This is a genomic window from Terriglobus sp. 2YAB30_2 (assembly GCF_052114765.1).
In the GTDB taxonomy this organism is placed as follows: domain Bacteria; phylum Acidobacteriota; class Terriglobia; order Terriglobales; family Acidobacteriaceae; genus Terriglobus.
The window spans coordinates 93,125-118,865 of the sequence record NZ_JBFRFJ010000002.1 but is presented as its reverse complement, the minus strand read 5'-3'; the positions used below and the strand labels follow the sequence as shown (position 1 = coordinate 118,865).

General features: G+C 58.7%; 27 protein-coding genes. 19 read left to right on the top strand and 8 right to left on the bottom strand.

Going from position 1 to position 25,741, the window contains the following annotated elements; translation table 11 throughout:
• Positions 1 to 7: 7 nt before the first annotated feature.
• A complete protein-coding gene (gene glgA / locus AB4Y89_RS03190) occupies positions 8 to 1,456 on the bottom strand; it encodes a glycogen synthase GlgA (RefSeq protein WP_442299450.1) in 1,449 nt (482 codons plus the stop codon).
• 99 nt (positions 1,457 to 1,555) lie between these two features.
• On the opposite strand from glgA, the gene rsmA reads away from it, so the two are divergent.
• Complete coding sequence (gene rsmA / locus AB4Y89_RS03185) at positions 1,556 to 2,353, top strand: 16S rRNA (adenine(1518)-N(6)/adenine(1519)-N(6))-dimethyltransferase RsmA (protein WP_442299449.1); 798 nt, start codon at positions 1,556 to 1,558, stop codon at positions 2,351 to 2,353.
• Here the strand turns inward: rsmA and AB4Y89_RS03180 are convergent.
• The 4 genes from AB4Y89_RS03180 to AB4Y89_RS03165 form a co-directional block, all read right to left on the bottom strand.
• Entirely contained in the window at positions 2,346 to 4,139 is a 1,794-nt protein-coding gene (locus AB4Y89_RS03180) for a DUF6600 domain-containing protein (protein WP_442299448.1), read from the bottom strand. The two genes, rsmA and AB4Y89_RS03180, sit on opposite strands and share 8 nt — an antisense overlap.
• Before the next feature lie 237 nt (positions 4,140 to 4,376).
• Positions 4,377 to 5,024 carry a hypothetical protein gene (locus AB4Y89_RS03175; RefSeq protein ID WP_442299447.1) on the bottom strand — a complete coding sequence of 216 codons (648 nt, stop codon included), beginning with the start codon at positions 5,022 to 5,024 and terminating at the stop codon, positions 4,377 to 4,379.
• Positions 5,021 to 5,536, bottom strand: a complete 516-nt coding sequence (ruvC, locus tag AB4Y89_RS03170) for a crossover junction endodeoxyribonuclease RuvC (RefSeq protein WP_442299446.1) — start codon at positions 5,534 to 5,536, stop codon at positions 5,021 to 5,023. Before ruvC ends, AB4Y89_RS03175 begins: the two co-directional genes overlap by 4 nt.
• A 204-nt stretch (positions 5,537 to 5,740) precedes the next feature.
• Complete coding sequence (locus AB4Y89_RS03165) at positions 5,741 to 6,511, bottom strand: thiazole synthase (RefSeq protein WP_147648476.1); 771 nt, start codon at positions 6,509 to 6,511, stop codon at positions 5,741 to 5,743.
• A 378-nt stretch (positions 6,512 to 6,889) separates the two neighbouring features.
• Here AB4Y89_RS03165 and AB4Y89_RS03160 point away from each other — a divergent pair, with 378 nt between their 5' ends.
• Entirely contained in the window at positions 6,890 to 7,114 is a 225-nt protein-coding gene (locus AB4Y89_RS03160; protein ID WP_442299445.1) for a DUF3185 domain-containing protein, read from the top strand.
• A 27-nt stretch (positions 7,115 to 7,141) separates the two neighbouring features.
• Here AB4Y89_RS03160 and AB4Y89_RS03155 read toward each other — a convergent pair whose 3' ends face one another.
• On the bottom strand, positions 7,142 to 7,420 hold the full coding sequence (locus AB4Y89_RS03155) for a metal/formaldehyde-sensitive transcriptional repressor (protein WP_442299444.1): 279 nt from the start codon (positions 7,418 to 7,420) through the stop codon (positions 7,142 to 7,144).
• Positions 7,421 to 7,501: 81 nt separating this feature from the next.
• On the opposite strand from AB4Y89_RS03155, the gene AB4Y89_RS03150 reads away from it, so the two are divergent.
• Both AB4Y89_RS03150 and AB4Y89_RS03145 read left to right on the top strand, forming a co-directional pair.
• Positions 7,502 to 7,726 carry a hypothetical protein gene (locus AB4Y89_RS03150; RefSeq protein ID WP_442299443.1) on the top strand — a complete coding sequence of 75 codons (225 nt, stop codon included), beginning with the start codon at positions 7,502 to 7,504 and terminating at the stop codon, positions 7,724 to 7,726.
• A gap of 114 nt (positions 7,727 to 7,840) precedes the next feature.
• Positions 7,841 to 9,145 (top strand): carbohydrate porin, encoded by a 1,305-nt coding sequence (locus AB4Y89_RS03145; RefSeq protein WP_442299442.1) that lies wholly within the window; start codon positions 7,841 to 7,843, stop codon positions 9,143 to 9,145.
• Between the two features lie 70 nt (positions 9,146 to 9,215).
• Here AB4Y89_RS03145 and AB4Y89_RS03140 read toward each other — a convergent pair whose 3' ends face one another.
• Entirely contained in the window at positions 9,216 to 9,692 is a 477-nt protein-coding gene (locus AB4Y89_RS03140; RefSeq protein WP_442299441.1) for an REP-associated tyrosine transposase, read from the bottom strand.
• 42 nt (positions 9,693 to 9,734) lie between these two features.
• Complete coding sequence (locus AB4Y89_RS03135; RefSeq protein ID WP_442299440.1) at positions 9,735 to 10,124, bottom strand: DUF3592 domain-containing protein; 390 nt, start codon at positions 10,122 to 10,124, stop codon at positions 9,735 to 9,737.
• Positions 10,125 to 10,217: 93 nt separating this feature from the next.
• On the opposite strand from AB4Y89_RS03135, the gene AB4Y89_RS03130 reads away from it, so the two are divergent.
• The 15 genes from AB4Y89_RS03130 to AB4Y89_RS03060 all read left to right on the top strand — a co-directional run bounded on the left by AB4Y89_RS03130 (position 10,218) and on the right by AB4Y89_RS03060 (position 25,424).
• On the top strand, positions 10,218 to 11,135 hold the full coding sequence (locus AB4Y89_RS03130) for a prepilin peptidase (protein ID WP_442299862.1): 918 nt from the start codon (positions 10,218 to 10,220) through the stop codon (positions 11,133 to 11,135).
• A 137-nt stretch (positions 11,136 to 11,272) separates the two neighbouring features.
• Positions 11,273 to 11,677 (top strand): NADH-quinone oxidoreductase subunit A, encoded by a 405-nt coding sequence (locus tag AB4Y89_RS03125; RefSeq protein WP_442299439.1) that lies wholly within the window; start codon positions 11,273 to 11,275, stop codon positions 11,675 to 11,677.
• Positions 11,677 to 12,159 carry an NADH-quinone oxidoreductase subunit C gene (locus tag AB4Y89_RS03120; RefSeq protein ID WP_442299438.1) on the top strand — a complete coding sequence of 161 codons (483 nt, stop codon included), beginning with the start codon at positions 11,677 to 11,679 and terminating at the stop codon, positions 12,157 to 12,159. The genes AB4Y89_RS03125 and AB4Y89_RS03120 overlap by 1 nt, the downstream gene beginning before the upstream one ends.
• Positions 12,159 to 13,412, top strand: coding sequence for an NADH dehydrogenase (quinone) subunit D (nuoD, locus tag AB4Y89_RS03115; protein WP_442299437.1), 1,254 nt, complete (start codon positions 12,159 to 12,161; stop codon positions 13,410 to 13,412). The genes AB4Y89_RS03120 and nuoD overlap by 1 nt, the downstream gene beginning before the upstream one ends.
• A complete protein-coding gene (locus tag AB4Y89_RS03110) occupies positions 13,409 to 13,765 on the top strand; it encodes a hypothetical protein (protein ID WP_442299436.1) in 357 nt (118 codons plus the stop codon). The genes nuoD and AB4Y89_RS03110 overlap by 4 nt, the downstream gene beginning before the upstream one ends.
• 2 nt (positions 13,766 to 13,767) lie before the next feature.
• A complete protein-coding gene (locus AB4Y89_RS03105; RefSeq protein ID WP_442299435.1) occupies positions 13,768 to 14,067 on the top strand; it encodes a transcriptional regulator in 300 nt (99 codons plus the stop codon).
• Between the two features lie 142 nt (positions 14,068 to 14,209).
• Positions 14,210 to 14,719, top strand: coding sequence for an NADH-quinone oxidoreductase subunit NuoE family protein (locus AB4Y89_RS03100; RefSeq protein ID WP_442299434.1), 510 nt, complete (start codon positions 14,210 to 14,212; stop codon positions 14,717 to 14,719).
• Positions 14,719 to 16,044 (top strand): NADH-quinone oxidoreductase subunit NuoF, encoded by a 1,326-nt coding sequence (gene nuoF, locus AB4Y89_RS03095; RefSeq protein ID WP_442299433.1) that lies wholly within the window; start codon positions 14,719 to 14,721, stop codon positions 16,042 to 16,044. The genes AB4Y89_RS03100 and nuoF overlap by 1 nt, the downstream gene beginning before the upstream one ends.
• Before the next feature lie 12 nt (positions 16,045 to 16,056).
• The gene (locus AB4Y89_RS03090) at positions 16,057 to 18,456 is read left to right on the top strand and encodes a molybdopterin-dependent oxidoreductase (protein ID WP_442299432.1); all 2,400 of its coding nucleotides are present in this window, start codon (positions 16,057 to 16,059) and stop codon (positions 18,454 to 18,456) included.
• A gap of 21 nt (positions 18,457 to 18,477) precedes the next feature.
• Complete coding sequence (nuoH, locus tag AB4Y89_RS03085; protein ID WP_442299861.1) at positions 18,478 to 19,527, top strand: NADH-quinone oxidoreductase subunit NuoH; 1,050 nt, start codon at positions 18,478 to 18,480, stop codon at positions 19,525 to 19,527.
• A 69-nt stretch (positions 19,528 to 19,596) separates the two neighbouring features.
• Positions 19,597 to 20,103, top strand: coding sequence for an NADH-quinone oxidoreductase subunit J family protein (locus tag AB4Y89_RS03080; RefSeq protein WP_442299431.1), 507 nt, complete (start codon positions 19,597 to 19,599; stop codon positions 20,101 to 20,103).
• A complete protein-coding gene (gene nuoK, locus AB4Y89_RS03075) occupies positions 20,103 to 20,405 on the top strand; it encodes an NADH-quinone oxidoreductase subunit NuoK (protein WP_147648490.1) in 303 nt (100 codons plus the stop codon). Before AB4Y89_RS03080 ends, nuoK begins: the two co-directional genes overlap by 1 nt.
• Positions 20,406 to 20,416: 11 nt before the next feature.
• Positions 20,417 to 22,378 carry an NADH-quinone oxidoreductase subunit L gene (gene nuoL, locus AB4Y89_RS03070; protein WP_442299430.1) on the top strand — a complete coding sequence of 654 codons (1,962 nt, stop codon included), beginning with the start codon at positions 20,417 to 20,419 and terminating at the stop codon, positions 22,376 to 22,378.
• Entirely contained in the window at positions 22,378 to 23,958 is a 1,581-nt protein-coding gene (locus AB4Y89_RS03065) for a complex I subunit 4 family protein (RefSeq protein ID WP_442299429.1), read from the top strand. Before nuoL ends, AB4Y89_RS03065 begins: the two co-directional genes overlap by 1 nt.
• Positions 23,958 to 25,424, top strand: coding sequence for an NADH-quinone oxidoreductase subunit N (locus tag AB4Y89_RS03060; RefSeq protein WP_442299428.1), 1,467 nt, complete (start codon positions 23,958 to 23,960; stop codon positions 25,422 to 25,424). The genes AB4Y89_RS03065 and AB4Y89_RS03060 overlap by 1 nt, the downstream gene beginning before the upstream one ends.
• Positions 25,425 to 25,741 lie beyond the last annotated feature (317 nt).

Below are 25,741 nucleotides of genomic sequence, written 5' to 3'. Positions count from 1 at the left end.
CCTGCGGCTAACTACGGTTCATAATCGTCCGCTCGTAGACCTTGACATACTCCTTCGCCGGCCCATCCCAACTGAAGTCCTGCCGCATTCCACGCTGCATCATCGCAGTCCACATTGGCTTGTCCTGGAAGGCCTTGAGCGCACGCTTGATGGCATCAAGCATCGCCCAGGCGGAGTATCCCGAGAACTTAAAGCCATTCCCGCTGCCATCCGTCTGCTCATCAATGGTGTCCTGCAGGCCTCCCGTCGCACGCACGACCGGGACGGTACCGTACTTCAGGGAATAGATCTGGTTCAGGCCACAGGGCTCATACCGGGAAGGCATCAGGAAGATATCCGCGCCCGCCTCAATCTTGTGCGCCAGCACGTTGTTGTAAGCAACACGTACCCGCATCTTCTGCGGATAGCGCTCCGCAAGCTCGGTTAACAGATGTTCGTAATAGGCCTCCCCCGTACCCAGAGCTACGAGAGCGACATTCTCTTTCATCAGATCTTCCGCAGCCTGAGCGATGAAATCGAAACCCTTCTGCGTTGCAAAGCGCGACACGATCCCGATGACAGCGGTGTCGTCATGCACGCCATCGAAACCGAAGGCGTGCAGCAGGTCGCGACGGCACTCTTTCTTCCCTGCCAGATCCTCGGGCGTATAGTGGTCGGCGATCAGAGGATCGGTTGCAGGATCCCACTGCTCATAATCGACGCCGTTCAGAATTCCCACCAGATCACCGGAGCGGCGTCTCAAGGTGTCTTCCAGGCCGCTTCCGAATTCGGCCGTTTGAATCTCCTGGGCATACGTCGGACTCACAGTAGTAATGGCGTCAGCGTAGACGATACCGCCTTTCAGGAAGTTCAGATTGTCGTACTGCTCCAGTTTGTCCATGGTGAACATGTCCCACGGAAGCAGCAGGTGCGACGTTGTCTGCGGCGGGAACCAGCCCTGATAGCCGGCGTTGTGGATGGTAAGAACAGTCGGCACCTTGCGGAAGACGGGATCGAAGAAATAGGTCGAACGCAAATAGACAGTGATCATCGCGGCCTGCCAGTCATGCACATGGAAGATGTCAGGCACGCCGAGGATCTTTGTTGCTTCGATCACTGCACGGCTGAAGAGCCCAAAGCGTTCTGCATTGTCCGGATAGTCGCCGCTCGGGGTTGCATAGAAGCTCTCGCGGTCGAACAACTCCGGGCAGTCAATAAAGTAATACTGCACGCCTTCCGTCTTGCCACCGTCGAGCACTCGGACGAAGCGGTTGTAGTACTCAAACGGAATCGTAATGCTTGGCAGCACCACGCCGGCATGCGGCGCCAGCTTGGCAACCTGGCGGTAGTACGGCAGGAAGACTTCAACCTTATGCCCAAGCCGGACCAGCGCCTGCGGCAGAGCACCAACAACATCAGCCAGACCGCCTGTTTTCGCCCATGGTGTGCACTCTGAGGCCGCAAAGACAATATGCATCGTTCGTTCTTCTCTCCCGAAGCAGCTAGTCTATATCTCACGGCCGCTTCTCCCTAACTGAGATGCACGTACAACACTGCCGGACGCTTTGAACTCACCATGCCGAAACACAAACCGAAACTTGGGCAGAACTTTCTAGTTGATGACTCCGCCCGCCACCGCATTGCAGATGCACTTGGCGACATCGGCCACCGCACCGTACTTGAGATCGGTCCGGGCAAGGGTGCGATTACCGATATCCTCGCCGGACGCGCAGCCAGGCTGATTGCGATTGAGCTCGATAATGAACTCGCTCCCGTGCTCGCTGCCCGCTATGCAGACAGAGAACACATTCAGGTCGTCCATCAGGACATCCTCGAGACCGATCTCACCTCGCTCATTGCGGAGGGAGAGAAAGCAGACGTAATCGGCAATCTTCCCTACTACATCACGTCGGATATCCTGCTGCATCTCTTCGCCGCATCAGCGCATCTGGGCCGGGCAGTGGTGATGATGCAACGGGAGGTCGCCGAACGCGTTGCAGCCACTCCTGGCAATCGCGACTATGGTCTGCTTTCGGCAACATCCCAGCTCTACTGCCGTGTCGAAAATCTCTTCACCTTGCCTCCCGGCGCGTTCTCTCCTCCACCGGAGGTCTATTCCACCGTACTTCGCTTTACCTTTGCGCCACGGTTCCATGAACTTGGCATTAACGATGCCTCCGCCTTCGACCGTTTCTTGAAGCAGTCGTTTGCCCAGAAGCGCAAGACGCTCAACAATAACCTGCGAAGCGCAGGCTTCAAGATGCAACAGCTCACGGAAGCCTGGCCTGCATCAATTCCGTCGCAGGCGCGGGCAGAGGCGCTCTCCCTGGAACAGATGGCCGAGTTCTACCGCGCACTGCTCGGATCTACTTAGGCGAACGCGAGGGCTGCGACGCCGGAGGCGACGAAGGAGCAGGCCTGGACGGAGCCGGCGCCGGAGCCGGTGAAGGCGCCGGAGGCGGTGCGCTCTGCCTTGGCTGCGGCGCAGGCTGAGACTGCCGCCAGCTTGCCGGTGGCTCAGGACGCTGCACCGGTTGCGGACGCGGTTGCTGCTGCACCGGAGGCTGATTGATGTGTCCCGGTGCCGGACGGCTCTCCACTGGCCGCTCCGGATTCCCGACATTCGTCCCCGGTGCCGGACGTGTCACCGGCTGCGCGGGTTGCTGAGGTGACTGCCCCCTCGATCCTTGATTTCCCGCCCCTTGATTTCCCGCCCCTTGATTTACCGTCCCCTGATTTACCCCCGGGCTTACACTTCTCCATCCGCCCGGCACCACCGGTGGCACCGGCTGCGCCTGAATCGGAGTCGGCGTTGACCCATTGTCCTGAAGCGCGGATGGTCGCGTTGCCCGTCCGCTGTCGTCTCTTGGAGCGCGCACCGTCCCCATCACCGGCTGCCGGTTGCGCATTGGAAAATCCTTCTGCAGCGACGAACCGACCGCTGAGCCTCCGCGTGGCGTATACGGACCGCCAACGGGACGCAACGGATCAATCTGCTTTCCGGCAAACATCACCGGCCGCGGGTCGCGTCGCCCGATCGGATGCACCTGAATCGGTCCACGCCGCACCGGAACGATCGGGTGTACACCGCCTGGTCCAATCGGACCAGGAATCGGCCGGCGGATCGGCTGCCACACGCGCGGCGGATTTATGACGTTGACCGTCCATACGGAGCCGCCACCATAGCCCCAACCCCAACGGCGGCAGCCGCCGGCAGGCATCCAGCCCCAGCCGAAACTGTCCCAATAGGACCACGAGCCGCAGTAGAATGGAGTCCATCCCCAGCCATAGCCTGAGGCCCAGATATACCCGTATCCCGGGTACCAGACCCAGTTCCCGTAGCCATAGGGGTCCCAGCTCATATCGACAGCCATTGGAGGCTGCCAGACACGGCCGTATCCAGGCAAGTCATACCAGTTGCCGTTGGCATCGAGATCGCTCCAGCCATAGCCGGAATCCTGGGCGTAATCGTTCCGGGCTTCGGTACGTTGCGCCGCTTCGCTTGCGGCTGCCTGGTCACGCTCTTCGTTCCAGTTATCCCAACTGTCCTGGCGTACGGACTTCGACAGGAAATACCGTCCACTGTCGGCAGCATCCGGCTCAAACTGCTCCCCCGTACGGATATTGGCGCTGTAGCCGCCCTCGCGCTCCACATGCAGGCTGCCTTGCATCACGGCCACTTCCACAGGCGCCTGATCCAGGCTGACACGGAAGGAGCTGTTTTCGACCGGGGTCAACGAAGCCGTCCCAGCCTTGAGGAAATATCCATTCTGGTCAGCAATCCGCAGCTCGAAGTACGCCATCCCCTGGTCGAGCGATAGCTGTGTCAGATATTTCCCCTGATCCGTATTCATACGGACCAGCGTCAGAGCGCTCTGAGGTGTCAGGCGCACGATGCTGCCATCTTCAAATTCGATCTCGGCTTGGCCGTCATCGGCGGTAACAATGCGCTGACCTTCAATCAACGGCAGGTTCGCCTGGGCCTCACCAATCTGGGTGTTATCGCCGTACAGCACCTGCACATTGCCCTGTACAAGGCTCAGACGGGCGGCGCGCATTCCAGGAGCGGGAGCCGATTGCTGACCGGCGAGCCCGATGACTCCACAAACGACCACGAATAGCGCCACCAGAATTCCGCGTATTACTCTGGACCGGTTCATAGGGCCCCCATTCTCTCACTTGTATTAACGCATGTGGATAAGAAAGGTTCTTGCCTCGTTCCGGTCCTGCGATCACGAAAGCACACAGCGAATTACGCTGTTTCAGATCGTTCGCAGAAAGAGCTAGAGCATTTTTCCTGTGGGTGTAGTGTAGGGCTTCCGCATCTATGGGCGTTTTCCGAAATGAAAACGCCGCTGCACTCCTCTACCGGGATACCCAGCAACAGGAAAAATGCTCTACTTCCCGTTATTCAGCAAAGCTTCAGCCTTGGTGCGTACCCGTTCCATCAACGACACATCCTCGATGATCTTCCGCAATGTCGGCTCAATATTCTGGACCTCGAGCGCCCATCCGGTCTTCACCGAATTGCCGAGCGAGGTTATCTCGGCATCCAGGCCCAGACGGTCGAAGCGGTGCAGATATGCGAGGCGCTGACCGGTCTCCATGGTGAGGGCGATCCCCTGAAAGACGGAGGTCACCTTCTGAATCTCCTTATCGTCGGAGTAGTTATAGCTACAACTCCCGCTGTCTGAAGATCCAGTCCCAGTCCAGGTAAGAACTTTTTTGCCGGTCTGCGCCATGTTTTTGAGGTGCGTCTCGCATTGCACTTTGCGGAAACCGTCGGTGGCCTTCGCCTCCGCCCAGATATGCTCAAGATTCTGCTGGCTTACGGCGATTGGCGCTTCCATATCGATGCCCTGCTGGTTGTGCGCTCGATAGACCCCTTTTCCGTCTTCTCCGAGAATGATCTCGTAGTGGGTGGTCTGCACCTGCGGCCGGTCAAAGGTAAACGTGATGGTCGGCGGCGCCGGGGACGCCAGTGCTGCCGCCGGAGGGACCTGGAACACAAAAGCAAGTAGGAAGAGCGTGGTAACGTGCGTCATCGTACTCCTGCCAGCGATATCGCCGACTCTGTCTGCAAAGTATGAATATGAGTGATAGCGATCGCCAGCGCATCTGCAGCGTCGGCCGTCTCGAACTGGTTCTCAATCTCCAGAAGCCGCGCCACCATGAACTGTACCTGTTCTTTCTTGGCGAGGCCATAGCCAACCACTGAGCTTTTGATCTTCAGGGGGGCATATTCGGCAACCTGCAGGTCACAGGCAGCCGCTGCCAGCAGCGCCACACCGCGCACCTGTCCAAGCTTCAGGGCCGACTTCACATTCGCAGAGAAAAACACGTCTTCGATCGCTACAACATCCGGAGCGTAGGCGGCTAATAATCCAGCCAACTCCGTATAAACCTGATGAAGGCGAACCGGCGTACGATCCTTTTTGTTCAGCTTGATCGCACCCGCGGCGACCGGAACCAGACGGGGAGTGCGCGCCTTCTCATCGGTCTCAACGACTCCCCAGCCGGTGAACTCGGTGCCGCAGTCGATTCCAAAGACACGCATGGTGGCAGTCTACCTGCGGAAGATACGCCGGCATAGTGCCAGAGCATTTTCCCTGTAGGTGTCGTGTAGGGCTTCAGCATCTATGGGCGTTTTCCGCAATGAAAACCCCACTGCACCCTCCGTCGGGATACCCAGTGACAGGGAAAATGCTCTAAACAACACTCCCTGAGAGTGTTCACAACGACTTCCGCAAACGCTTCTCCCTTAGCGGGAGATCCCCTCGAGCGGAGAGCTGGCCGTGGCGTAAAGCTTTCGCGGCATACGTCCCGCCAGATACGCCTGCCGGCCGGCAAGCACCGCATGCTGCATGGCCTCCGCCATCAGAATGGGATCGTTTGCCTGGGCGATCGCCGTATTCATCAGCACGGCGTCAAAGCCCATCTCCAAAGCGATCGCAGCATCCGAAGCCGTACCGACGCCGGCATCCACGATCAGAGGAACTTCGGTGATCATCTCGCGCAGGATACGCAGGTTGGCGACATTCTGGAGACCCAGACCAGAGCCGATCGGCGCCCCCAAAGGCATCACCGCAGCCGCTCCGGCATCAATGAGACGTTTCGCAAACACAATGTCATCAGAGGTATATGGGAGAACAGTAAAGCCTTCCTTGACGAGAACCTGGGTTGCTAACAGCGTTCCTTGTACATCCGGATAGAGGGTTCTCTGGTCACCGATTACCTCGATTTTTACCCAGTCGGAGAGTCCTACCTCGCGGCCGAGCCGGGCCGCCCGGATGGCCTCTTCGCCGGTGTAGCAACCGGCGGTATTGGGAAGCAGGAAGTAGCGCTGCGGATCAATAAAGTCGAGCAGGCTCTCCTTCGACCGGTCGAGATTCACCCGCCGCACCGCCACCGTCACCATCTCGGCTCCCGAAGCTTCAATAGCACGCTGGGTCTCAGGGCCGTCTTTGTACTTCCCTGTGCCAACAATGAGTCGCGACTGAAAGGCCTTTCCGGCGATAACAAGGGGTTCCATAGGGCTATTTTAGGACCTTTCGAAAGAAGCTGGGTGTCGCGATACCGTTTCGCGTCTTTGGCTTAAACGCGCATGGCCTGCGGCGAACCGGCAGGCCATGTAATAGCGCGGTGGACTGTTGAGATTGACCTGAGGCGTACCCACCTATCGGGGGCCTCGGCAGGAGCTACGAGTCTTGCCAGGTCTAAGGCGGGTCGCCTTAAGCCTCAGTCACCTCACGTACATTGATACAACTGTGTGAGTCACATTTCATAGGCTGGATCATCCTCCTTTCCCGTGTATGGCTAACCTACACCGACCGCCATACCAGGTCAAATGCGTACATCCTGCGAAATCAAAACCTGCATCCGAGGCTTTTGAACGGATGAAGGAGAACTGATGAAGGCAGCGACGATTGTCGGCATCCTATTGATTCTTATTGGAATTGCAGGCTTCACCATGGGCGGCTTCAGCTTCAGGGAACACAAAAAAGACGTTGACTTGGGCCCGGTTCAGATCGGCCACGAAGAGAAACACGGCTTCGCCATCCCGCCCGTCCTGAGCGGCATCGCACTGATTGGAGGTATCGGTCTGATCGTCGTCGGAGCCAGAAGCAAAGCCTAAGAGAAGCATGGCCAAGCCACTCTCTGGCTACTTCAGGTATGAGCGGAGCAGGTCGATCAGGTCTTCAGCCAGCTCTGGCGACATCGGTCTCTGAACTTCTCCAGCTTCGGCGAGGTGGTGGCGAATGTGTTCTTCCATCACCTCAGCCATCAGACCATTTACTCCGCCCCGAACCGCCGCCAGCAGCATCAGTACATCGGCGCAGTCCTCTTTGTTCGTCAGGGCGCGCTCCACCGCATCGAGTTGGCCACGCAGCCGGCGAACGCGATTGAGCAACTTCAGGGCTTCACGATCCGTGGTCGACATTTAATGCGTTCTTTATACCCTACTGGGGTATCCTATATCAACCATCACATTTGGAGACATCCGAGGAAAGGAGGAATGCCCATGACGCAAAAAATTCGCATGCTGTTGCAACCGAAGACCACGCAGGCCCGAAGACCTATTACCCAGCGCTGGATTGAAACCGCAGATGAGCGCTGCCCGCTGGCAGGAATGTGGACAGCACTGACCGTCGATCAGCAGGAAACCACGATCGAAGACGACTTACCCTGGCGCATCCTCCGTATGGTTTCTCGAGGATGCGCCACATCCCTTCCCTGTATTGCTTAGCAGGGTCATAACGATCTCTCAGGAACGAAAGTCATGTGCAAGACCACTCTTCACTTTTTGCTTGCGTGCGCCTCTGTGTGCGCTCCGCTCCGTGCTCAGAGCACGCCGGACGATATGTCCAGGACTCTGTTTCCCCACAGCACTGTTTCACCGCTCTATGCGTCCGGACAGGCCAACATCATCTTTCAGGCACATCCGCCCTTCCACTCGCCCTACGACGGCTCCAACAGCATGCAGGCCCGTGGAGAGTACAAGACATCGCTGGTAGGAACCTTGTTTCTGGGCGCCCAGCCGCATCGGAAGACTCGTTACAACACCGATCTGATTCTCGATATCGAGTCGGCCGGCGGACGTGGTATCTCCCAGGCTCTTGGACTGGCAGGGTTCACCAATCTCGACGTCGTCCGTAACCCGAACCTTGGCAGCAAGCCGTACATCGCGCGCGTCCAGGTGCATCAGACGATCGGCTTTACTAATGAAATGGTGGAGGCGGAACGAACCCCCTTCTCTCTGGCGACCCAGGTTCCGGCACGCCGTCTGGAACTTCGGCTGGGCAAGATGAGCCTTCCCGACGTCTTCGATCAGAATGCTGTCGGCAGCGACTCTCACTTTCAGTTCACCAACTGGACCGTCGATAACAACGGCGCCTGGGACTACGCCGCGGACACTCGCGGGTATACCTACGCCTTCGTTGCCGAATACCAGTCCCCTGCCTGGGGAGCGCGCTATGCCACTGCCTTGATGCCGACAATCGCCAATGGCATCAACCTGGACTGGGCACTGCGCCGCGCGAATGGGCAGAACGCGGAGGTCGAGTGGCACCGTGGACTGGTGTCGCATTGGCTCCCCCGGGAGCGCAAAGGTATGGTGCGCGTCCTCAGCTTTGTGAACCACGCCGACATGGGACGGTATCGTGAGGCGGTACAAGCCTATCTGGCCGGCAAAGACGTCAGACCCGATATCGATGCGCATCACCGCCAGAGCTCAGTCAAATACGGCTTCGGCATCAACACCGAGCAGGAGATCACCTCCGATCTTCGCGCGTTTGCACGGTGGGGATGGAACGAAGGACAGCATGAGAGCTGGGCTTATACCGAGGTGGACTCCACCGTCGCAGCCGGCGCCGATCTCACGGGAATGCGCTGGTCGCGTCCACGGGACAAAGTGGGAGTTGCTTTTGTCACCAACGGCATCAAGCAGGACCACCAGAATTACCTGAAATACGGTGGTCTCGGATTTCTTCTTGGCGACGGGAATCTCACCTATGGGCGGGAGAACATTCTGGAGACGTACTACCAGGCAGCCTTGGCTCGCGGACTATCGATGACGCTTGGAGTGCAATACATCGAGCATCCGGGCTATAACCGTGACCGCGGGCCGGTTCTGGTGCCCAGTGTTCGGACTCACGTTGAGTTTTAGAGCATTTTTCCGACCTCCTGCCAGGGTGCCCCACCCTCGCAACGCTAGGGGGGTTCGAAGCCGCAGAACTTTAAACAACCAGAGGAATGCTGTAGCTCGACCACTTCCACATCTCGGCCGAGGGAACTAGACCTCGAACGACGGGATTGTTATGCATGTATTCAAGCTTTTCGCGAATCTTGGCAGTAGTCAGCACATTGAAGTCGTAATAGCGAGGTAACCAGAATGGTTTCTGTGAAGAACGCTTTGCGACTGAGACTTTGAGCACCTGAATGAAAGTCCCAAGAGAGATTTCTTCGGGAAGTGCAATCAATAGGTGGACATGTTCTGGCATGATGACGTAGCCGATGACCTCAACCTCGTACTTCTGACTGGCAGACCGAAGTGATTCTAGGACGAGATCTTTCGCTGCGTTAGATTCCAGGTATGGACGTCGACCATCGCAACTGAAAGTCACAAAATGAACCCAAGTTGTATAACGGCAAGTCCTGATGGCATGGGGAGATTGTAGGTCGTTGGGAATCGCAGGGATGAATGTTATTGCCATCCGTTGCGAGGGTGGGGCACCCACCGTAATGGATAAACCAGACTAGCGTTCGTGACTTTCGCGTTCTCTTCGGCTCAGATACAGCCCTACGTAGGTCACCAACACTCCGATACCGGAAAAAATCAAAGCGAGAAACCATCGAGGTGTTCCGGCCTCGATGTGAGCATCGGTGGGATCATCCGGACGAAACACAATCGCCACGGTCTGTCCCCGGTGCAGGCCGGGCAGTGCTTTCGCGGAAGTGATCTCGTACTGGCGACTTTGTTTGGTGCTGAAGAGAAAACGAGGATGATCGTTCTCGATCATCAGGATCACAGCCTGCGTATGCTCTGCGTGCAGCAGGAACCAGCCTTCCGCGAGTCCAAGCCCTACTCCGATCAGCGTAAGAATCGATCCCAGAGTCAGAGCGATCACACGGAACATACGTTGCATATCTGTAAGTGTATGGCTTCGCGCTCTGTATGAGCTTTCGCACGGCCGCCTCACGAGTCGACCTATACTGCGGGGGTGGAACTCTCGTCGTTGGTGCTGATCGGTTCGTTTGTATTAGGGCTGCTGTTGGGTAGCTTTCTGAATGTATGTATCTCGCGGCTGCCGGTGGGGGAATCGGTCATCGGCGGACGGTCCATGTGCCGAAGTTGCGGCAAGACAGTCCGCTGGTTCGACAACATTCCGCTACTGAGCTGGGTCATTTTGCGGGCGCGATGCCGTGATTGCAAAGCGGCGATCTCCTGGCGGTATCCGGCGGTTGAACTTGCAACCGCGCTCTGGTTTCTCCGCTCCGGCTCGATCCTGTGGCGCGACTGGAACTTTACATGCGACTTCTGCAACCAGTACCAGATCCAGACGAACCGCGTCATTCTGGACCTCGCCGTGCTGGCGGCCGGATATCTTTTGATCGGTCTGATGGTCATGGACTGGCAGACACACACGCTGCCGGATAGCTTCACCCTCACCGGAATCGTCCTCGGCTTTGCCCTGACCTGCGTCCATGCCATGTACCTGGCGCCAGGCGAGGGAGAGATTCATCTACACCGCCAGGTAAAGCTGAATTCGGCAGGCGCCGGACGAAGCACGGGAGACCTGTTCATCACCGGACCGGAGGCAGTCGTCCTTGGGCGGGTGGTGGCCGTCGCCGGCGCGATGTTGTTGCTGCTGATCTTTCACTGGGCGTACAAAGCGCTGCGGAAACGCGAAGGAATGGGAATGGGAGACGTGAAGTTGCTGGGAATGATCGCCGCCTTTTTCGGGTGGTGGCCGGCGGTTCTGGCGCTGTTTGTCGGAACGGTCACCGCAACTGTCTTTGCCGTCATTCAAATGGTACGCGGACGAGCCGATCGCCTGACCGAACTGCCCTATGGCAGTTTTCTTGCAATAGGAGGTCTGATCACGGCTATGGCAGGATCGATGCTGATCGAGTGGTACGCGGGCCTGTTGCGATAAACCCGCACGCTTGGACGAACTCGGACGTAGGCGGTCTTAATTCAATTGTGTTGCATGTGCGTTACGGTATCGGCCCGTTTCCTTGACACTGGCTTCAAACGGAACTTAACCTTGAGGGGACAGCCGACAGACGAACGATGCAAATTCCTTATATTTGGAACTATCTCCCGCTGGCCCTTCAAATCCTTGCAGCCCTTGCACTTGCGGGCGGCATGGTGACGGCCAGCTACATCCTTGGAAAGCATCGCCGTACCAAGGTCAAGCTCTCAACCTATGAGTGCGGCATGGAACCCGTCGGCGATGCGCGTGGCCGGTTTACCGTTCGCTTCTACATGGTGGCCATGCTGTTCATCCTGTTCGATGTGGAAGCGGTCTTCATGTTGCCCTGGGCCGTGATCTACAAACACCTTCCAGCGCTGACGGGTTCCCGATTCTTCGGTTTCAACGAAATGCTGGTCTATATCGGCTTCGTCGCCGTGGGTCTGTTCTACGTCTGGAAGAAGGGCATCCTCGACTGGGCTGCTGATAAGGGAGACCTCTAGTGCCAGCAACAATTCTGGAAAAGGCAGACGTCCTGGAGCAGATGGCGGCCAACCCGGCCGTCGCCGCGCTCTCTTCCCTGCTGGTCGATGCCCGGTTCGCACTGGACGAGCTGACGATCACGGTTCCGAAGGAGCAGATCGTTGCCGCCGTCAAAGCGGTTCAGGCAGCGGGTTACAACTTTATGGAAGACGTGACCTGCGTGGACTGGTACCCCAGCGAGCCTCGTTTCAACGTCACGTATCACATCCTTTCGCACTCGCTGAAAGAGCGCGTCCGCCTGATTGCACCGGTTGGATCTGAAGATCTGTCGATCGATTCCATCACCGACGTCTGGCCCGCTGCGAACTTTTACGAGCGCGAGGTCTTTGATCTCTTCGGCGTACACTTTGGCGGACACCCGAACCTGCGCCGCATCATGATGCCGGATGACTGGAAGGGTCACCCGCTGCGTAAGGACTACCCGGTGGAGGGTTACCGCTAATGCCGACCTCAGTTGAAGACCTCATCAATCCGGGCGTTGACGACGTAATCGCCGACTCCAAGCTGCACGGCAACATCGATCCCGCACAGGACCAGACGATGGTTCTGAACATGGGTCCGCAGCACCCCTCCACGCACGGCGTGCTGCGCGTAGTGCTGGAAATCGACGGCGAGAGTGTCATCGCGCTGGCGCCCGATATCGGCTATCTGCACACCGGCATCGAGAAGACCTGCGAGGCGAAGTTCTATCAGCAGGTGGTGCCGCTGACAGACCGCATCGACTACCTCTGCCCGATGACCAACAATCTGACCTACTGCCTGGCGGTTGAGAAGCTGCTGCAGTTGGAGATTCCGGAGCGGGCACAGTATCTGCGTGTGCTGCTGAACGAGCTGACGCGCCTGAACAGCCACCTGGTCTGGCTGGGAACGCACGCCATGGATATCGGCGCGCTGACAGTCTTCCTGTATTGCTTCCGCGAGCGCGAGGAGATTCTGCGTATCTTCGAGATGGTGGCCGGTCAGCGCATGATGACCAGCTACTTCCGCATTGGCGGCCTCAGCATGGAACCGCCGATCGACTTCTACGATCGCGTGCGGAACTTCCTGAAGATCATGCCGGAGAAGATCGCCCAGTACGAGAATCTGCTCACCGGCAATCCCATCTGGATGGGACGCCTGAAGAACGTAGGCCATCTCTCGGCTGCCGATGCCATCGCTCTGGGGGTGACCGGACCGCCGTTGCGCGCCTCGGGTGTGGACTGGGATCTGCGTCGCGATATGCCCTACTCGGGCTACGAGAAGTTCAAGTTCGACGTTCCTGTATCGCAGGTCGGCGACGTGTGGGCTCGTTATGAAGTCCGCATGAAGGAGATGTACGAGTCGGTAAAGATCGCCACCCAGGCCCTTGAGGGCTTGCCGGAGGGCCGTATCACCGCCGTCGCTCCGAAGATCATTCTTCCGGATCGCGAGCAGATGAAGACCCAGATGGAGAGCCTGATCCATCACTTCAAGATCGTAACGGAAGGTTTTGCGGTACCCGCTGGTCAGGTCTACCAGGGTGTTGAGTCGCCGCGTGGTGAGATGGGCTACTACGTAGTGTCGGACGGAACGGCGAAGCCCTTCCGTGTGCACATGCGCAACCCTTCCTTCGCTACGCTGCAGGCGTTAGAGACGATGTGTAAGGGAAGACTTCTGGCCGATGTTGTCGCTGTGATTGGATCGATCGACATCGTGCTTGGAGAGATTGATCGATGAAACGTCGCCGCCGGCCGAATGTCCTTCCGTTAAGGATGTGGATCATGAGCTTCATGGCTTACGGCGGCAAAGTCATTCCACCGCGCTCGATTGTGAAACTCGTTGCTCCGTGGGAAGACTGGGATTGGGCAGTAGATGGCAGGATTTTTCGGATCGGATATTACAGGCGTATGGATGGAAAGAATACCGTCTGGCTGGTGAACGAATCCGGAGAGTACATCGGAACAACCGATCAGAAGTCGATCGGCAAAGAGTTTGAAGTGTTGTGGCTCAGTGGGGAGACGGACATGTATGGCGATGATCGCGATGTTCTTGGCCCCGTTACCAATGAGCAGTTGTTGAGCATGGTGTAGAGATGGATGAACGTCTCCATACCGAACTTTGGACCTCATGGGCGTCGTTGTTGCGCACCTATTGCGCCGCCCATGGGCTGAACAGCAAGCATCACGCCGTGGTTGAAGTTGGCCCGGAGGTGATTCTGGTACGCGTCAATGATCGCTGGCTTCGCTTCACCGCCAGCGACATGGAACGCGACGATTGCGGCAAGCTTCACTTCGCCCTGCAGGAAGACGGCACAGTGCAGTACGCCGATGTAACGGAAGAGATGGACCACGCGGCAGAACGGCTTGCGCGGGAGATGTTCGCGGTATCCTAGGGTTTGCCCCGAAGTGGTAGAACCTCAAGCGGTTTTTCGCCGCTGACGTTAACGGCATGGCCAAAGCCCTGCCCTGACGATAAGACGTGACCGGCGGATTGCCGTGATCACAAAACTGAATTTCTGCTGGTTCCTGGAGTGTATGAGCGCTGTCACCAACACGATCTTTTCGCCTGAGCTGGCCGCCCGCTTTGACAAGCTGGTGACGCTGTATCCGGTCAAGCGTTCGGCGCTGATCCCCATGCTGTTGTACGCACAGGACGAGGTCGGCTACGTCTCCGACGCCGTCGTGCATGAGATCGCGCAGCGTCTGGACCTGTTCGAGCTGGACGTGCGCAATGTTCTCAGCTACTACTCCATGCTGCGCACCAAGCCGGCCGGCAAGTACAACGTGCAGGTCTGTACCAACATCAGCTGCATGCTGCGTGGCGGGTACGAGATCCTGGATCACTGCAAAGCCAAACTGGGCATAGGCCACAAGGAAGTCACTTCCGACAAGCTCTTCTCCCTGGAAGAGGTGGAGTGCATCGGAGCCTGCTGCTGGGCTCCTGCCATGCAGGTGAACTATGACTTCCACGAGGACCTGACTCCCGCGAAGGTCGACCAGATTCTGGATGACTACGCTGCCGGTCGTGGAAAGGACGTGAAGTAATGCCTACCCTTGTCTCCCACCCGGATGAAGTAAAGATCATCTCCCGCCGTTTCGGCGCCGGCGCTGCGGACATCGAGAAGTACCTGGAACTGGACGGCTATAAGGCGGTCCAGATGGCGATTGAAAAAGGCGCCGAATGGGTCATCAATGAGATGAAGGCCAGCGGCCTTCGCGGCCGCGGTGGCGCGGGCTTCCCCACCGGCATGAAGTGGAGCTTCGTGCCGAAACAGAGCGAGAAGCCGAAGTACGTTCTGGTGAACGGTGACGAGTCCGAGCCCGGAACCTGCAAAGACCACGTCATCTTCCTGCACGATCCGCACGCTGTCATTGAAGGCACCATGATCGCGGGTCTCGCCATCGGCGCGAAGATGGGCTTCATCTATCTGCGCGGTGAGTACCGCTACCTGCTGAAGATCGTGGAGAAGGCTGTTGCCGATGCCTACGCGAAGGGTTTCCTCGGCAAGAACATCTTCGGCAAAGAAGGCGTGGACTTCGATATCGTCACGCAGACCGGCGCCGGCGCCTATGAAGTGGGCGAAGAGTCGGCTCTGATGGAGTCGCTTGAAGGCAAGCGCGGTGTGCCGCGGATCAAGCCTCCGTTCCCTGCTGTCGTGGGTCTGTATGGTGGACCGACGGTCATCAACAATGCCGAGACCATCGCCAGCGCTCCTCACATCCTGCTGATGGGTGGCGAGCCGTACGCCAAGGTCGGCTCCGAGCGTAATGGCGGAACGCGTCTCTTCGGTATCAGCGGCCATGTCGAGCGGCCTGGCATCTACGAACTGCCCATGGGCTACAACCTGAAGAAGGCCATCTACGAGGTCGCCGGTGGCGTCAAAGGCGGACGCAAGCTGAAGGCCGTGGTTCCCGGTGGCTCGAGCTGCCCGGTGCTGAAGGCGGATGAGCTCGATGTCGGTCTCGACTTCGACCAGATGGGCAAGGCCGGCACGATGCTCGGCTCGGGCGGCATTGTTGTCCTGGACGAGACGGTTTCCATGGTTGAGTTCGCTCTGCGGACCATCAAGTTTTACCAGCATGAGAGCTGCGGCTGGTGCATCCCCTGCCGTGAGGGTACGGACTGGCTGAAGAAGACACTGACGCGCTTCTACAACGGCTACGGCAACAAGAAGGACATCGCGAATATTCAGTATCTGGCGGAGAACATGATGGGCCGCACCTTCTGCCCGCTGGGCGATGCAGCCGCCATGCCGACGCTCGGATTCATCAAGAAGTTCCGTGAAGAGTTTGAAGAGTATCTCGAGGGTCATCGCACCGAGAAGGCCCTTATCACCACCGAAGAACTGATCGGCGCAGCGCACCACTAGAGGACTGAAGGAATGCCAGACGTAAATTTCATTGTCGACGGCAAACAGCTCACCGCTCCGGCGGGGACGCTGCTGATCGACGCCTGCAAGACTGCGGGCATCGAGATTCCTGCCTTCTGCTACTACCCGGGTCTCTCGCTGCAGGCTGCCTGCCGCATGTGCGTGGTTCGCATTGAGAAGATGCCGAAGCTGCAGACGGCTTGCACCACGCCGGTAACCGAGGGCATGGTGGTGCAGACCGAAACACCTGAGATCGCTCAGGCCCGCAAGGCGACCATCCAGCTCCTGCTTGGCAATCACCCGCTCGATTGCCCGGTATGCGATGCCGGCGGCGAGTGCGAGCTGCAGGACATGACCTTCAAGTACGGTGCGGCCGAGAGCTTCTATACCGAGCCGAAGAACCACCGCGAAGAGCAGAAGTGGTCACCGGCCGTGTACTTCGACCGTCCGCGTTGTATTCTCTGCTACCGCTGCGTGCGTATGTGCGGCGAGGGTATGGATGTCTTCGCTCTGGGTATCCAGAACCGCGGCTCCTCTGCGGTGATCGCTCCGAATATCCCGGCAAGCGAATCCTCTACCGGCATGCAACAGCTCGACTGCGAAGAGTGCGGCATGTGTATCGATGCCTGCCCAGTCGGTGCGCTAACTTCGGATTCGTATCGCTACAAGACCCGTCCGTGGGAGATGAACCACGTCGGCACTGTCTGCACGCACTGCGGCGACGGCTGTAAGACGACACTCGGTGTTCGCCGCTCGTCGGATGGTATGGAGATCGTTCGCGGCGATAACCGTGACCGCTCCGGCATCAATAACGACTTCCTCTGCGCCAAGGGCCGCTTCGCCTTCGACTTCGCCAATCACGAAGAGCGTCTGACACAGCCGCTGGTTCGCCAGGCCGACGGCAAGCTGAAGCCCGTCTCCTGGGAAGAGGCGCTGACGGTTGTCGGCAAGAAGTTCAAAGAAGTGCGCGACAGCAAAGGCGGCCACGGACTCGGCGTCATCGGATCGAACCGTATTACCAACGAAGAGGCGTACCTGCTGCAGAAGTTTGCCCGCAGCGTGCTCGGCACCGCCAATATCGATCATCACCGCACCGCTGACTACACCACCTTCGCCCGCGCTCTGAGCGGCACCAGTGGCAAGACGGCATCGCAGCGCGACACTACCACCGCCAAGGCTGTGCTTCTGGTCGGCGGCGATCCGACGAACCAGAACCCGCTGACCGCATGGAATCTGCGTACGGATGTACGCCTGAACAAGGCCCGCATCTACGTTGCGAACCACGCGCCGATCAAGCTTCGCCGTCAGGCCAAGGCCTTCCTGCAGGTAACCGACCTCGGCTACGGCTCGCTGGCTGCATATCTCAATGGTGACGACGCAGCGGCACAGGCAGCAGCAGCCGACCTCAATGCGGTTGCAGCCTTCCGCGACGCGGTGAAGGGCGAGGAGAGCCTCCTGGTCCTGATCGGCAACGAGCTGCGCGGTACCGATCTTGAGAAGCTGGTACAGTTTGCTCTCTCGCTGCCCAATGCGAAGGTTGCCCTGCTCTCGGACTACGTGAACTCACGTGGCGCGGCCGACATGGGCCTGCTGCCTGACCTTTTGCCGGGTTACACCCCGTGGATGCAGCCGAAGGAGTTCGCCACCGAATACGGCGATCACTTCCCTGCTGCTAAAGGCCTGGATCTGCTGCAGCAGTTCGACGCGGCAGCGACCGGTGAGCTCGAAGCTCTCTACGTGGTTGGAGCGAACCCTGTCGCCCGCTACTCGATCGATCCGGCAACGTTGAAGAATACCTTCCTGGTGGTACAGGATATGTACCTGACCGAGACGGCCGTTCTTGCCGATGTGGTTCTGCCGGCAGCAAACCTGTATGAGAAGTCGGGCTCGGTGACCAACAGCTACGGTGACCTGCAGCTCGTCAGCAAAGCTGCGGATAAGGCCGGCGTTCGTTCGGACTTCGAGATCATCGTGCGCATCGCCGACAAGATGGATCATAAGGTCCAAACGCTGGTGCCCTTCGGCAACGGTCTGCGCGCCGACTTCGGACAGACCCGCGGAGCCCAGTCGGGCGAGGCGGATCGCCATGCAGTCTGGCTCTCGGCCAACAACATGGAGCCGAAGCTCTCGCCGTTCGATCCATTCGCCATCCTGGACGAGATTCACCGTCTGGTGCCAGGCTATGGCAGCCTGCTTCGCCTGCAGTTGCTCAGCGGCAATGACCAGCACGTCGAACCACGGGTCAACAAGAACGAGCTGATACAGATCGACGGCGATGCTAACCGCCGTGACCTGGTGCTTCCGGCCAATGACACCCTGTTTACCTCCGGCACACTTGGCCGTTACTCGGAGAAACTTACCCAGCTTCACGGCAAGTACAGCCAGGAAGCTACACCTACGGCTGCGGACTAAGAGAGACGAAACCAAGTGCACTTGTCAGACTTTCAACTCTTCGTACTAATCACGATCATCAAGATCGCCGTGGTGCTGGTGATCACGCTGACGGCGGTGGCCTATACCGTGCTGCTGGAGCGTAAGGTGATCGGCCGCATTCAGAATCGCTGGGGACCCTCCCGCGTGGGGCCGTTCGGACTGTTGCAGCCGCTGGCTGACGGTATCAAGCTCTTCCTCAAAGAAGACCTGATGCCGATGTCGGTCGAGCGTCCGCTTTTCGTTGCCGCTCCCGTCATCGCGCTGGCCTGCGCTCTCGTTTCGGTCGCCGTGGTTCCCTTTGGTCAAACCTTCAAGATCCGGGGCGTCGATATCTTCGAGGTTTCGAACGTCAACATCGGCCTTCTGGTGATCCTGGGTATCACCTCGATCGGTGTCTACGGCATTGCGCTGTCGGGGTGGTCCTCGAATAACAAGTACTCGCTGATGGGTTCGTTGCGCGCTTCGTCGCAGGTCATCAGCTACGAGCTGGCCCTGGGCCTCTCTCTAGTGGGTGTGGTGCTGCGCGCGGGCTCGCTGAACCTTCGCGACATCGTGAACTCACAGATCGGTCACGGCTTCCTGTCGTGGAACTTCTTCGGCGGTCTACAGTTTGTCGGCTTCTTCATCTACCTCATGGCCGCATACGCTGAGACCAACCGCGCTCCCTTCGATCTTCCTGAGGCCGAGTCGGAGCTGGTCGCCGGCTATCACACAGAGTATTCGTCGATGAAGTTCGCAATGTTCTTCATGGCCGAATACGCCAACATGCTGACTGTCTCCTGCGTCGCGACCCTGCTCTTCTTCGGTGGCGCATCGAGCCCCTTCGAAGGCTGGCTGCCCGCCTTCGGTCCGGCCTGGCTGCAGGCGGTCCTGCCGATCTTCTGGTTTGTCGCAAAAGTCTTCGCTTTCCTGTTCCTGTACATCTGGGTGCGCGCGACACTGCCGCGCTTCCGCTATGACCAGTTGATGAGCTTCGGCTGGAAGTTTCTGCTGCCTCTGGCGATGGCCAACATTCTGGCCACCAGCCTGATCATGGCGCTGAGAAGTTAGGTTGATCTCCGCGGTTGGAGTGAGCCGGTAACCCGCGCGGCTCGTGAGAATGAGTTAGTCGATACGATCATGCATCTTGCACTCTTCCTAATCTTCGGCGGACTGGCGGTACTGGCCGCGCTGAACCTTCTGCTGCAGCGTCACCCGATCAATTCGGCGCTGTCGCTGGTGGTGGTGATGATGTCGCTGGCGGTGCTGTACTGGTCGCTGGGAGCGGAGTTTCTGGCCGCGGCACAGATCATCGTCTACTCCGGCGCGGTCATGGTGCTGTTTGTCTTTGTCATCATGCTTCTCAACGCCGGGGAAGAAGAACGAACCAAGGGGTCGAAGATCGCCTCCATCGCCGGCTTCCCCGGAGCTGCGGCCATCTTCTGCCTGCTGAGCTTTGTCTTCCTGAGCGAGGGCCATAAGCTTGGCGTCTCGCATCTCGGCGGCTCGCTGGATGAAGCAACCTCCAACATCTCCCAGATCAGCTCGCTGCTCTTCACCGACCTGCTGCTTCCCTTCGAGGTGACGTCGATTCTGATTCTGGTTGCGATTCTTGGAGCTGTCGTGCTCGCAAAGAAGGAGCGGTAATGGTACCGATCAGTTACTACCTAGTACTTGCGGCCATCCTGTTCTCGCTGGGTATTGCCGCTTACCTGGTGAAGCGCAATGTCATCACGATCTTTATCTCGATTGAGCTGATGCTCAATGCAGTCAACCTGACCTTTATCGCGTTTGCTCATCAGTGGAACAAGCTGAACGGTCAGATCTTTGTCTTCTTCGTGATGGTAGTCGCCGCGGCTGAGGCTGCGGTTGGCCTGGCCATTATCATCGCCCTCTTCCGGTCGCGGCAGACGCTGAACGTCGACCAGGTCAACCTACTGAAAGGCTAACGGACCAGACCATGGAATTTAGCTATCTCTGGTGGATCCCGCTACTGCCCTTCGCCGGCTTCCTGATCAATGGCCTGGTGGGCCGGAAGTTTCCGCGCACTGTCGTAGCGGCGATTGCACTGCTGTTTACTGCCGTTCCCTTTGCCCTGGTCCTGAAGCTGGCGTCGACGATGTCCGGCGGTGGACCGGAGCAGATCTCTCTGGTCGGTGCGCCCTGGATCTCCGTCTCGGGCTTCACGGTCAACTTCGCCTTCAACGTCGATCACCTCACGCTGCTGATGCTGCTGATCGTCACAGGCGTTGGGTTCCTGATCCATCTCTACGCCACCGGCTACATGGCGCATGAGGAAGGCTACTGGCGGTTCTTTGCCTACCTGAACCTCTTCATGTTCTTCATGCTGGTTCTGGTGCTGGCAGCCAACTTCCTTCTGCTCTTCGTCGGATGGGAAGGCGTGGGTCTGGCTTCGTACCTGTTGATCGGCTTCTACTTCAAAAAAGACTCGGCAGCGAACGCGGGCAAGAAGGCGTTCATCGTCAACCGCATCGGCGACTTCGGCTTCCTGCTGGCGATGTTCCTGATCGTCGCGCAGTTCCACACGCTGAACTTCACCGAGGTCTTCGGACAGATTGCGGCGCATCCGGAGTGGCAAGGCGGCATGATGACGGCTATCGCTCTGCTGCTGGTACTGGGCGCTACCGGTAAGTCCGCGCAGATTCCACTGTACGTCTGGCTGCCGGACGCCATGGAAGGCCCGACACCCGTCTCTGCTCTGATTCATGCCGCGACAATGGTGACCGCCGGCATCTACATGGTGGCCCGGTCAAACGTACTCTTTGCCCACTCGCCCACGGCCCTCTCGGTTGTCGCAGTTATCGGTGCTCTTACGGCGATCTTCGCAGCCTCCATCGGCCTGGTGCAGAACGATATCAAGCGTGTTCTGGCCTACTCGACGGTCTCGCAGCTCGGCTACATGTTCATGGCCTGCGGCGTTGCGGCGTATACCGGTGCGATCTTCCATCTGATGACGCATGCCTTCTTCAAGGCACTGCTCTTCCTCGCTGCCGGTTCAGTAATCCATGCCATTGGCGGCGAGCAGGACATGCGCGCCATGGGCGGCCTCCGGAAGAAGATTCCGGTTACGTTCTGGACGATGACGGCCGGTGTGATCGCCATTGCAGGCGCACCTCCCCTGGCTGGCTTCTTCTCGAAGGACGAGATCCTGTATCAAACCTTTGCCTCCGGCCACGTGGTTCTGTGGGCCATTGGTCTGATTACGGCGGGCATGACCTCGTTCTACATGTTCCGCCTGTGGTTCAAGACCTTCTTCGGTGAGTTCCAGGAACCGGCCCATGATGCCCACCACGGTGACGATCACGGTCATGCACACGGTGTGCACGAATCTCCCGCGATCATGACGATTCCGCTGGCGATTCTGGCCATACTCTCCATCATCGGTGGATGGGTGGGGATTCCGAAGGCCTTTGGCGGAAGCATGGAGATCGAGCACTTCCTTTCGCCGGTCTTCGGTGAGCCTGCAGCAGTTTCAGCGACCGCAAGCCATCCCTCCGAATTTGGACTGGCGGCTGTCTCTGTTCTGGTTGCGGCGATTGGTTTCATCTTCGCCTACGTCTTCTATTACAAGAAGCCTGGCACGCTGGGCGCCCTTGCTGAGAAGAACCGCGGCCTCTACAACGTTCTCGCCAACAAGTTCTACATCGACGAGATCTACAACGGCCTGATTGTTGTTCCGACCCTCATGTTTACCCGGCTGTTCCTTGCTGGATTCATCGATAAGGGCGTCGTGGACGGCACGGGAGCAACGCTCGGCCTTACCGCCAGGGGTGGCGGTTATCTGGCACGTAAGATCCAGTCGGGCAACATTCGTTCGTATGCAGGCTGGCTGGCCTTGGGCGCCGCCGTCCTGCTGATTGCCATGACCTTCGGTCTCAAAGCCTTTGGAGCAACGCACTAATGACTATCGACAGCTCCATCCTTTCGCTGATCGTCTTCTTCCCTACCGTTGGGGCGATTCTGCTTGCGCTGCTTCCGGCCAATCCCACGTTGCAGAAATGGGGAGCACTGGTGGTCACGCTACTGACCTTCCTGTTCACGCTGCATCTGCCGGCGCACTATCAGTACGGCCTCACTGGCTATCAGTTTGACGTTAATGTTCCATGGATTGCTTCGCCGGCGATTCGCTACCACCTCGGTGTGGACGGCTTGTCCATGTGGCTGGTGGTGCTTTCCGGCTTCCTGGCTCCGTTGGGCGTGCTGATTAGCTGGCGAGCCATCGACCGGCGGGAGAAGCTGTTCTACACGCTCTTCCTGCTGCAGCAGACGGCAATGATCGGCGTCTTCGTCGCACTTGATCTCTTCCTCTACTACGGCTTCTGGGAGTGGTCGCTGGTGCCGATGACGATTCTCATCGCCACCTTCGGACGCACTGATAAGCGCGCGAAAGCTGCCCTGAAGTACTTTCTCTACGCCTTCATCCCTTCGGCGATTCTGCTGGTGGGCATGCTGTGGGTCTATGCCCAGACTGGCACCTTCGATCTGCCTATGCTGCAGCAGATGGCTGCATCGCACAGCATCTCCTCGAACCAGTCGGCTCTGTGGCTGGCCTCGCTGGCCTTCCTGGTCGCCTTCGCCGTCAAAGTTCCGGTCTTCCCGCTGCACGGATGGCTTTCGGACGCGATCTTCGAAGCTCCAACCGCAGCCGTAATGGTGCTGGCCGGTAAGCTCGGTCTCTACTCGATCCTGCGCTTCAGCTTCGGTATCTTCCCGGAGCAGTCACGTCAGATCGCACCGCTGATGATCGCGCTGGGCGCAATCGGTATCGCCTATGGCGCTCTGGTCGCCCTGGTCCAGACGGACCTGAAGCGGCTGGCGGCTTACTCGACGCTCGGCCACCTAAGCTTCATCACCCTGGGCATCTTCAGCTTCACCGTCGCCGGTATCGACGGCGGCGTCTACCAGATCATCAATCACGGCATCTCCGGCGGCGCGCTCTTCATGCTGCTGGGCGCACTCTACGAGCGCTACGGCACTTACGACATGCGCGAGCTCGGGGGCGTGGCGCAGAAGCTGCCGTGGATGGTCACGCTGTTCGTCATCACCGCGCTCTCAAACATCGGCCTGCCGGGCCTGAATGGTTTCGTGGGTGAGTTCCTGACACTGTCAGGCTCGCTGCAGACCATCTATGTTGCTCACCCCATGCTCTGGACCGCGATTGCCACCACCGGCGTGATCTTCGGTGCGGGCTATATGCTCTGGGCGATCCAGCGGATCTTCTACGGCGGTATGGGCCGTCGTCCGGACGAGGTCTCCGGATGGGATCTGGATGCGCGCGAACAGGTCGCTCTCTGGCCGATGGCAGTTCTCTTCGTCGTGATGGGCGTTGCCTCACCGTACTGGATGCGAGCAATCGATAGCTTCGGTACGGGTGCTGCAGGCAAAACCACTGTTACGGATGTCCGTGTCTATCCGCACCCGACCAAAAACCTTGCATTTCCGGCAACACCGGTAAGCAGCACCGAGGGAGGTGCGCACTAATGTCTTCTGCCCTGCTTTCGATCCTCCCCGAAGTGATTCTGACCGTAACCGGCGTGCTGATCATGCTGATCGATCCCTTTTTTGCGCCAACGGCGTCCAAGAAGGCTCTCGGCTGGCTGGCCGTACTGGGAACACTGGGAGCCGCCGGTGCGACGCTGCTGCAACTGCGGTCTCATCAGATTCTGGTCACCTTCTCCGGCTCGATCCAGATGGATACCTTCTCCGTCTTCTTCCATCTGCTGATCGCGTCGATCGTCCTGCTGACCCTGCTGGTCTCGCTCGACTACTTCAAGCCCGGCGTCACCTCGCACTCAGGCGAGTACTTTGCCCTCGTGCTCTTTGGCTCCGTCGGCATGATGCTGATGACCTGCTCGGTTGAGCTGCTGATGGTCTTCATCGGCCTTGAGATCTCGTCGATCTCCACCTACATCCTTGCCGGCTACCGGAAGGGGCAGGCCACCGCCTCAGAGTCGTCGCTCAAGTACTTCCTTCTGGGCTCATTCGCGACGGCCTTCTTCCTCTACGGCATTGCTCTGGCCTTCGGCGCAACCGGTACGACTTCGCTGACCGGCATCGCTTCCGGCCTCAGCATCACGGCTTTCCCGACGATGGCGTTCCTGGCTCTGGCCATGATGCTGGTTGGCCTGGGCTTCAAGGTCTCGGCTGCTCCCTTCCACGTATGGACTCCGGACGTCTACCAGGGCGCGCCTGCTCCGGTCGTCGGCCTGATGTCAACGGCACCCAAAGCAGCCGTCTTTGCAGTCCTGCTGCGCATCACTGCCACGACCTATAGCTCTGAGCTGCTGCACGCTCGCTGGGTGCTGCTCATCGGCATCATCGCTGTACTTTCGATGACGATCGGCAACCTCGGTGCACTGCTGCAGAAAGACGCCAAGCGCATGCTGGCTTACTCGTCGATCGCGCACGCCGGCTATCTGATGGTGGCTTATACGGCGCTTCCGGCTGACAGCATTGCAGCAGCGGCGTTCTACACCGCAGGCTATGCGGCGATGAACGTCGGGGCGTTCGCTGTGATCAGCCAGCTTGGCGGCTATGACGAGCCTCTGCGGACCATCGACGACTACCGCGGCCTGGCGCAGAAGCATCCGGTACTGGCTGCGGCTCTTGCATTCTTCCTGCTCTCACTGGTCGGCATTCCCTTCACCGGCGGCTTCTTCGGCAAGTTCTATGTCTTCAATGCCGCCATCGGCGCTGGACACGTATGGCTGGCGGTCCTTGGCCTGCTGAATTCGGGTGTCGCCTGCTTCTACTACCTCCGCCTGCTGACGGCGCTGTACAGCCGCCAGCTTGGCGAAGAGAGCGCCGAGTTCGAGGGCAGCTCTCCGGCAGCCGTACTCGCTATCGCCGGCGCTGTGCTCGCGACTCTGCTTCTGGGCATCTTGCCGGGCAAGGTCCTTGGACTGGCTCAACGTGGAGCGACGGTGCAGGTATCGCGCAACCGCTAAAACCCTTCAATAAAAGCAGAACGCCGGCGACCATTGGTTGCCGGCGTTTCTTTTAGGCTGTCCAAACCGGGGTCCCCGATGAACTTGCTTCGTTGGGGTGAAGATACGCGAAGCTTATGTGGGTGCATCGAGCGCAGCTCGATCCGTTGCTCAACTTTTGTGGCTTCCTCGCCCACCCTAACGGTGTGAGGGTGGGGCACCCGGATGAGTTTGGCTTTTATGTGAGGTGATGCTCGCGCTTTTCGCGCGCGATACCCCACCCTTCGCGATAGAACTGCGAAGAATGGGGCAGCAAGAATCGTGCCCGCCTCAGATAC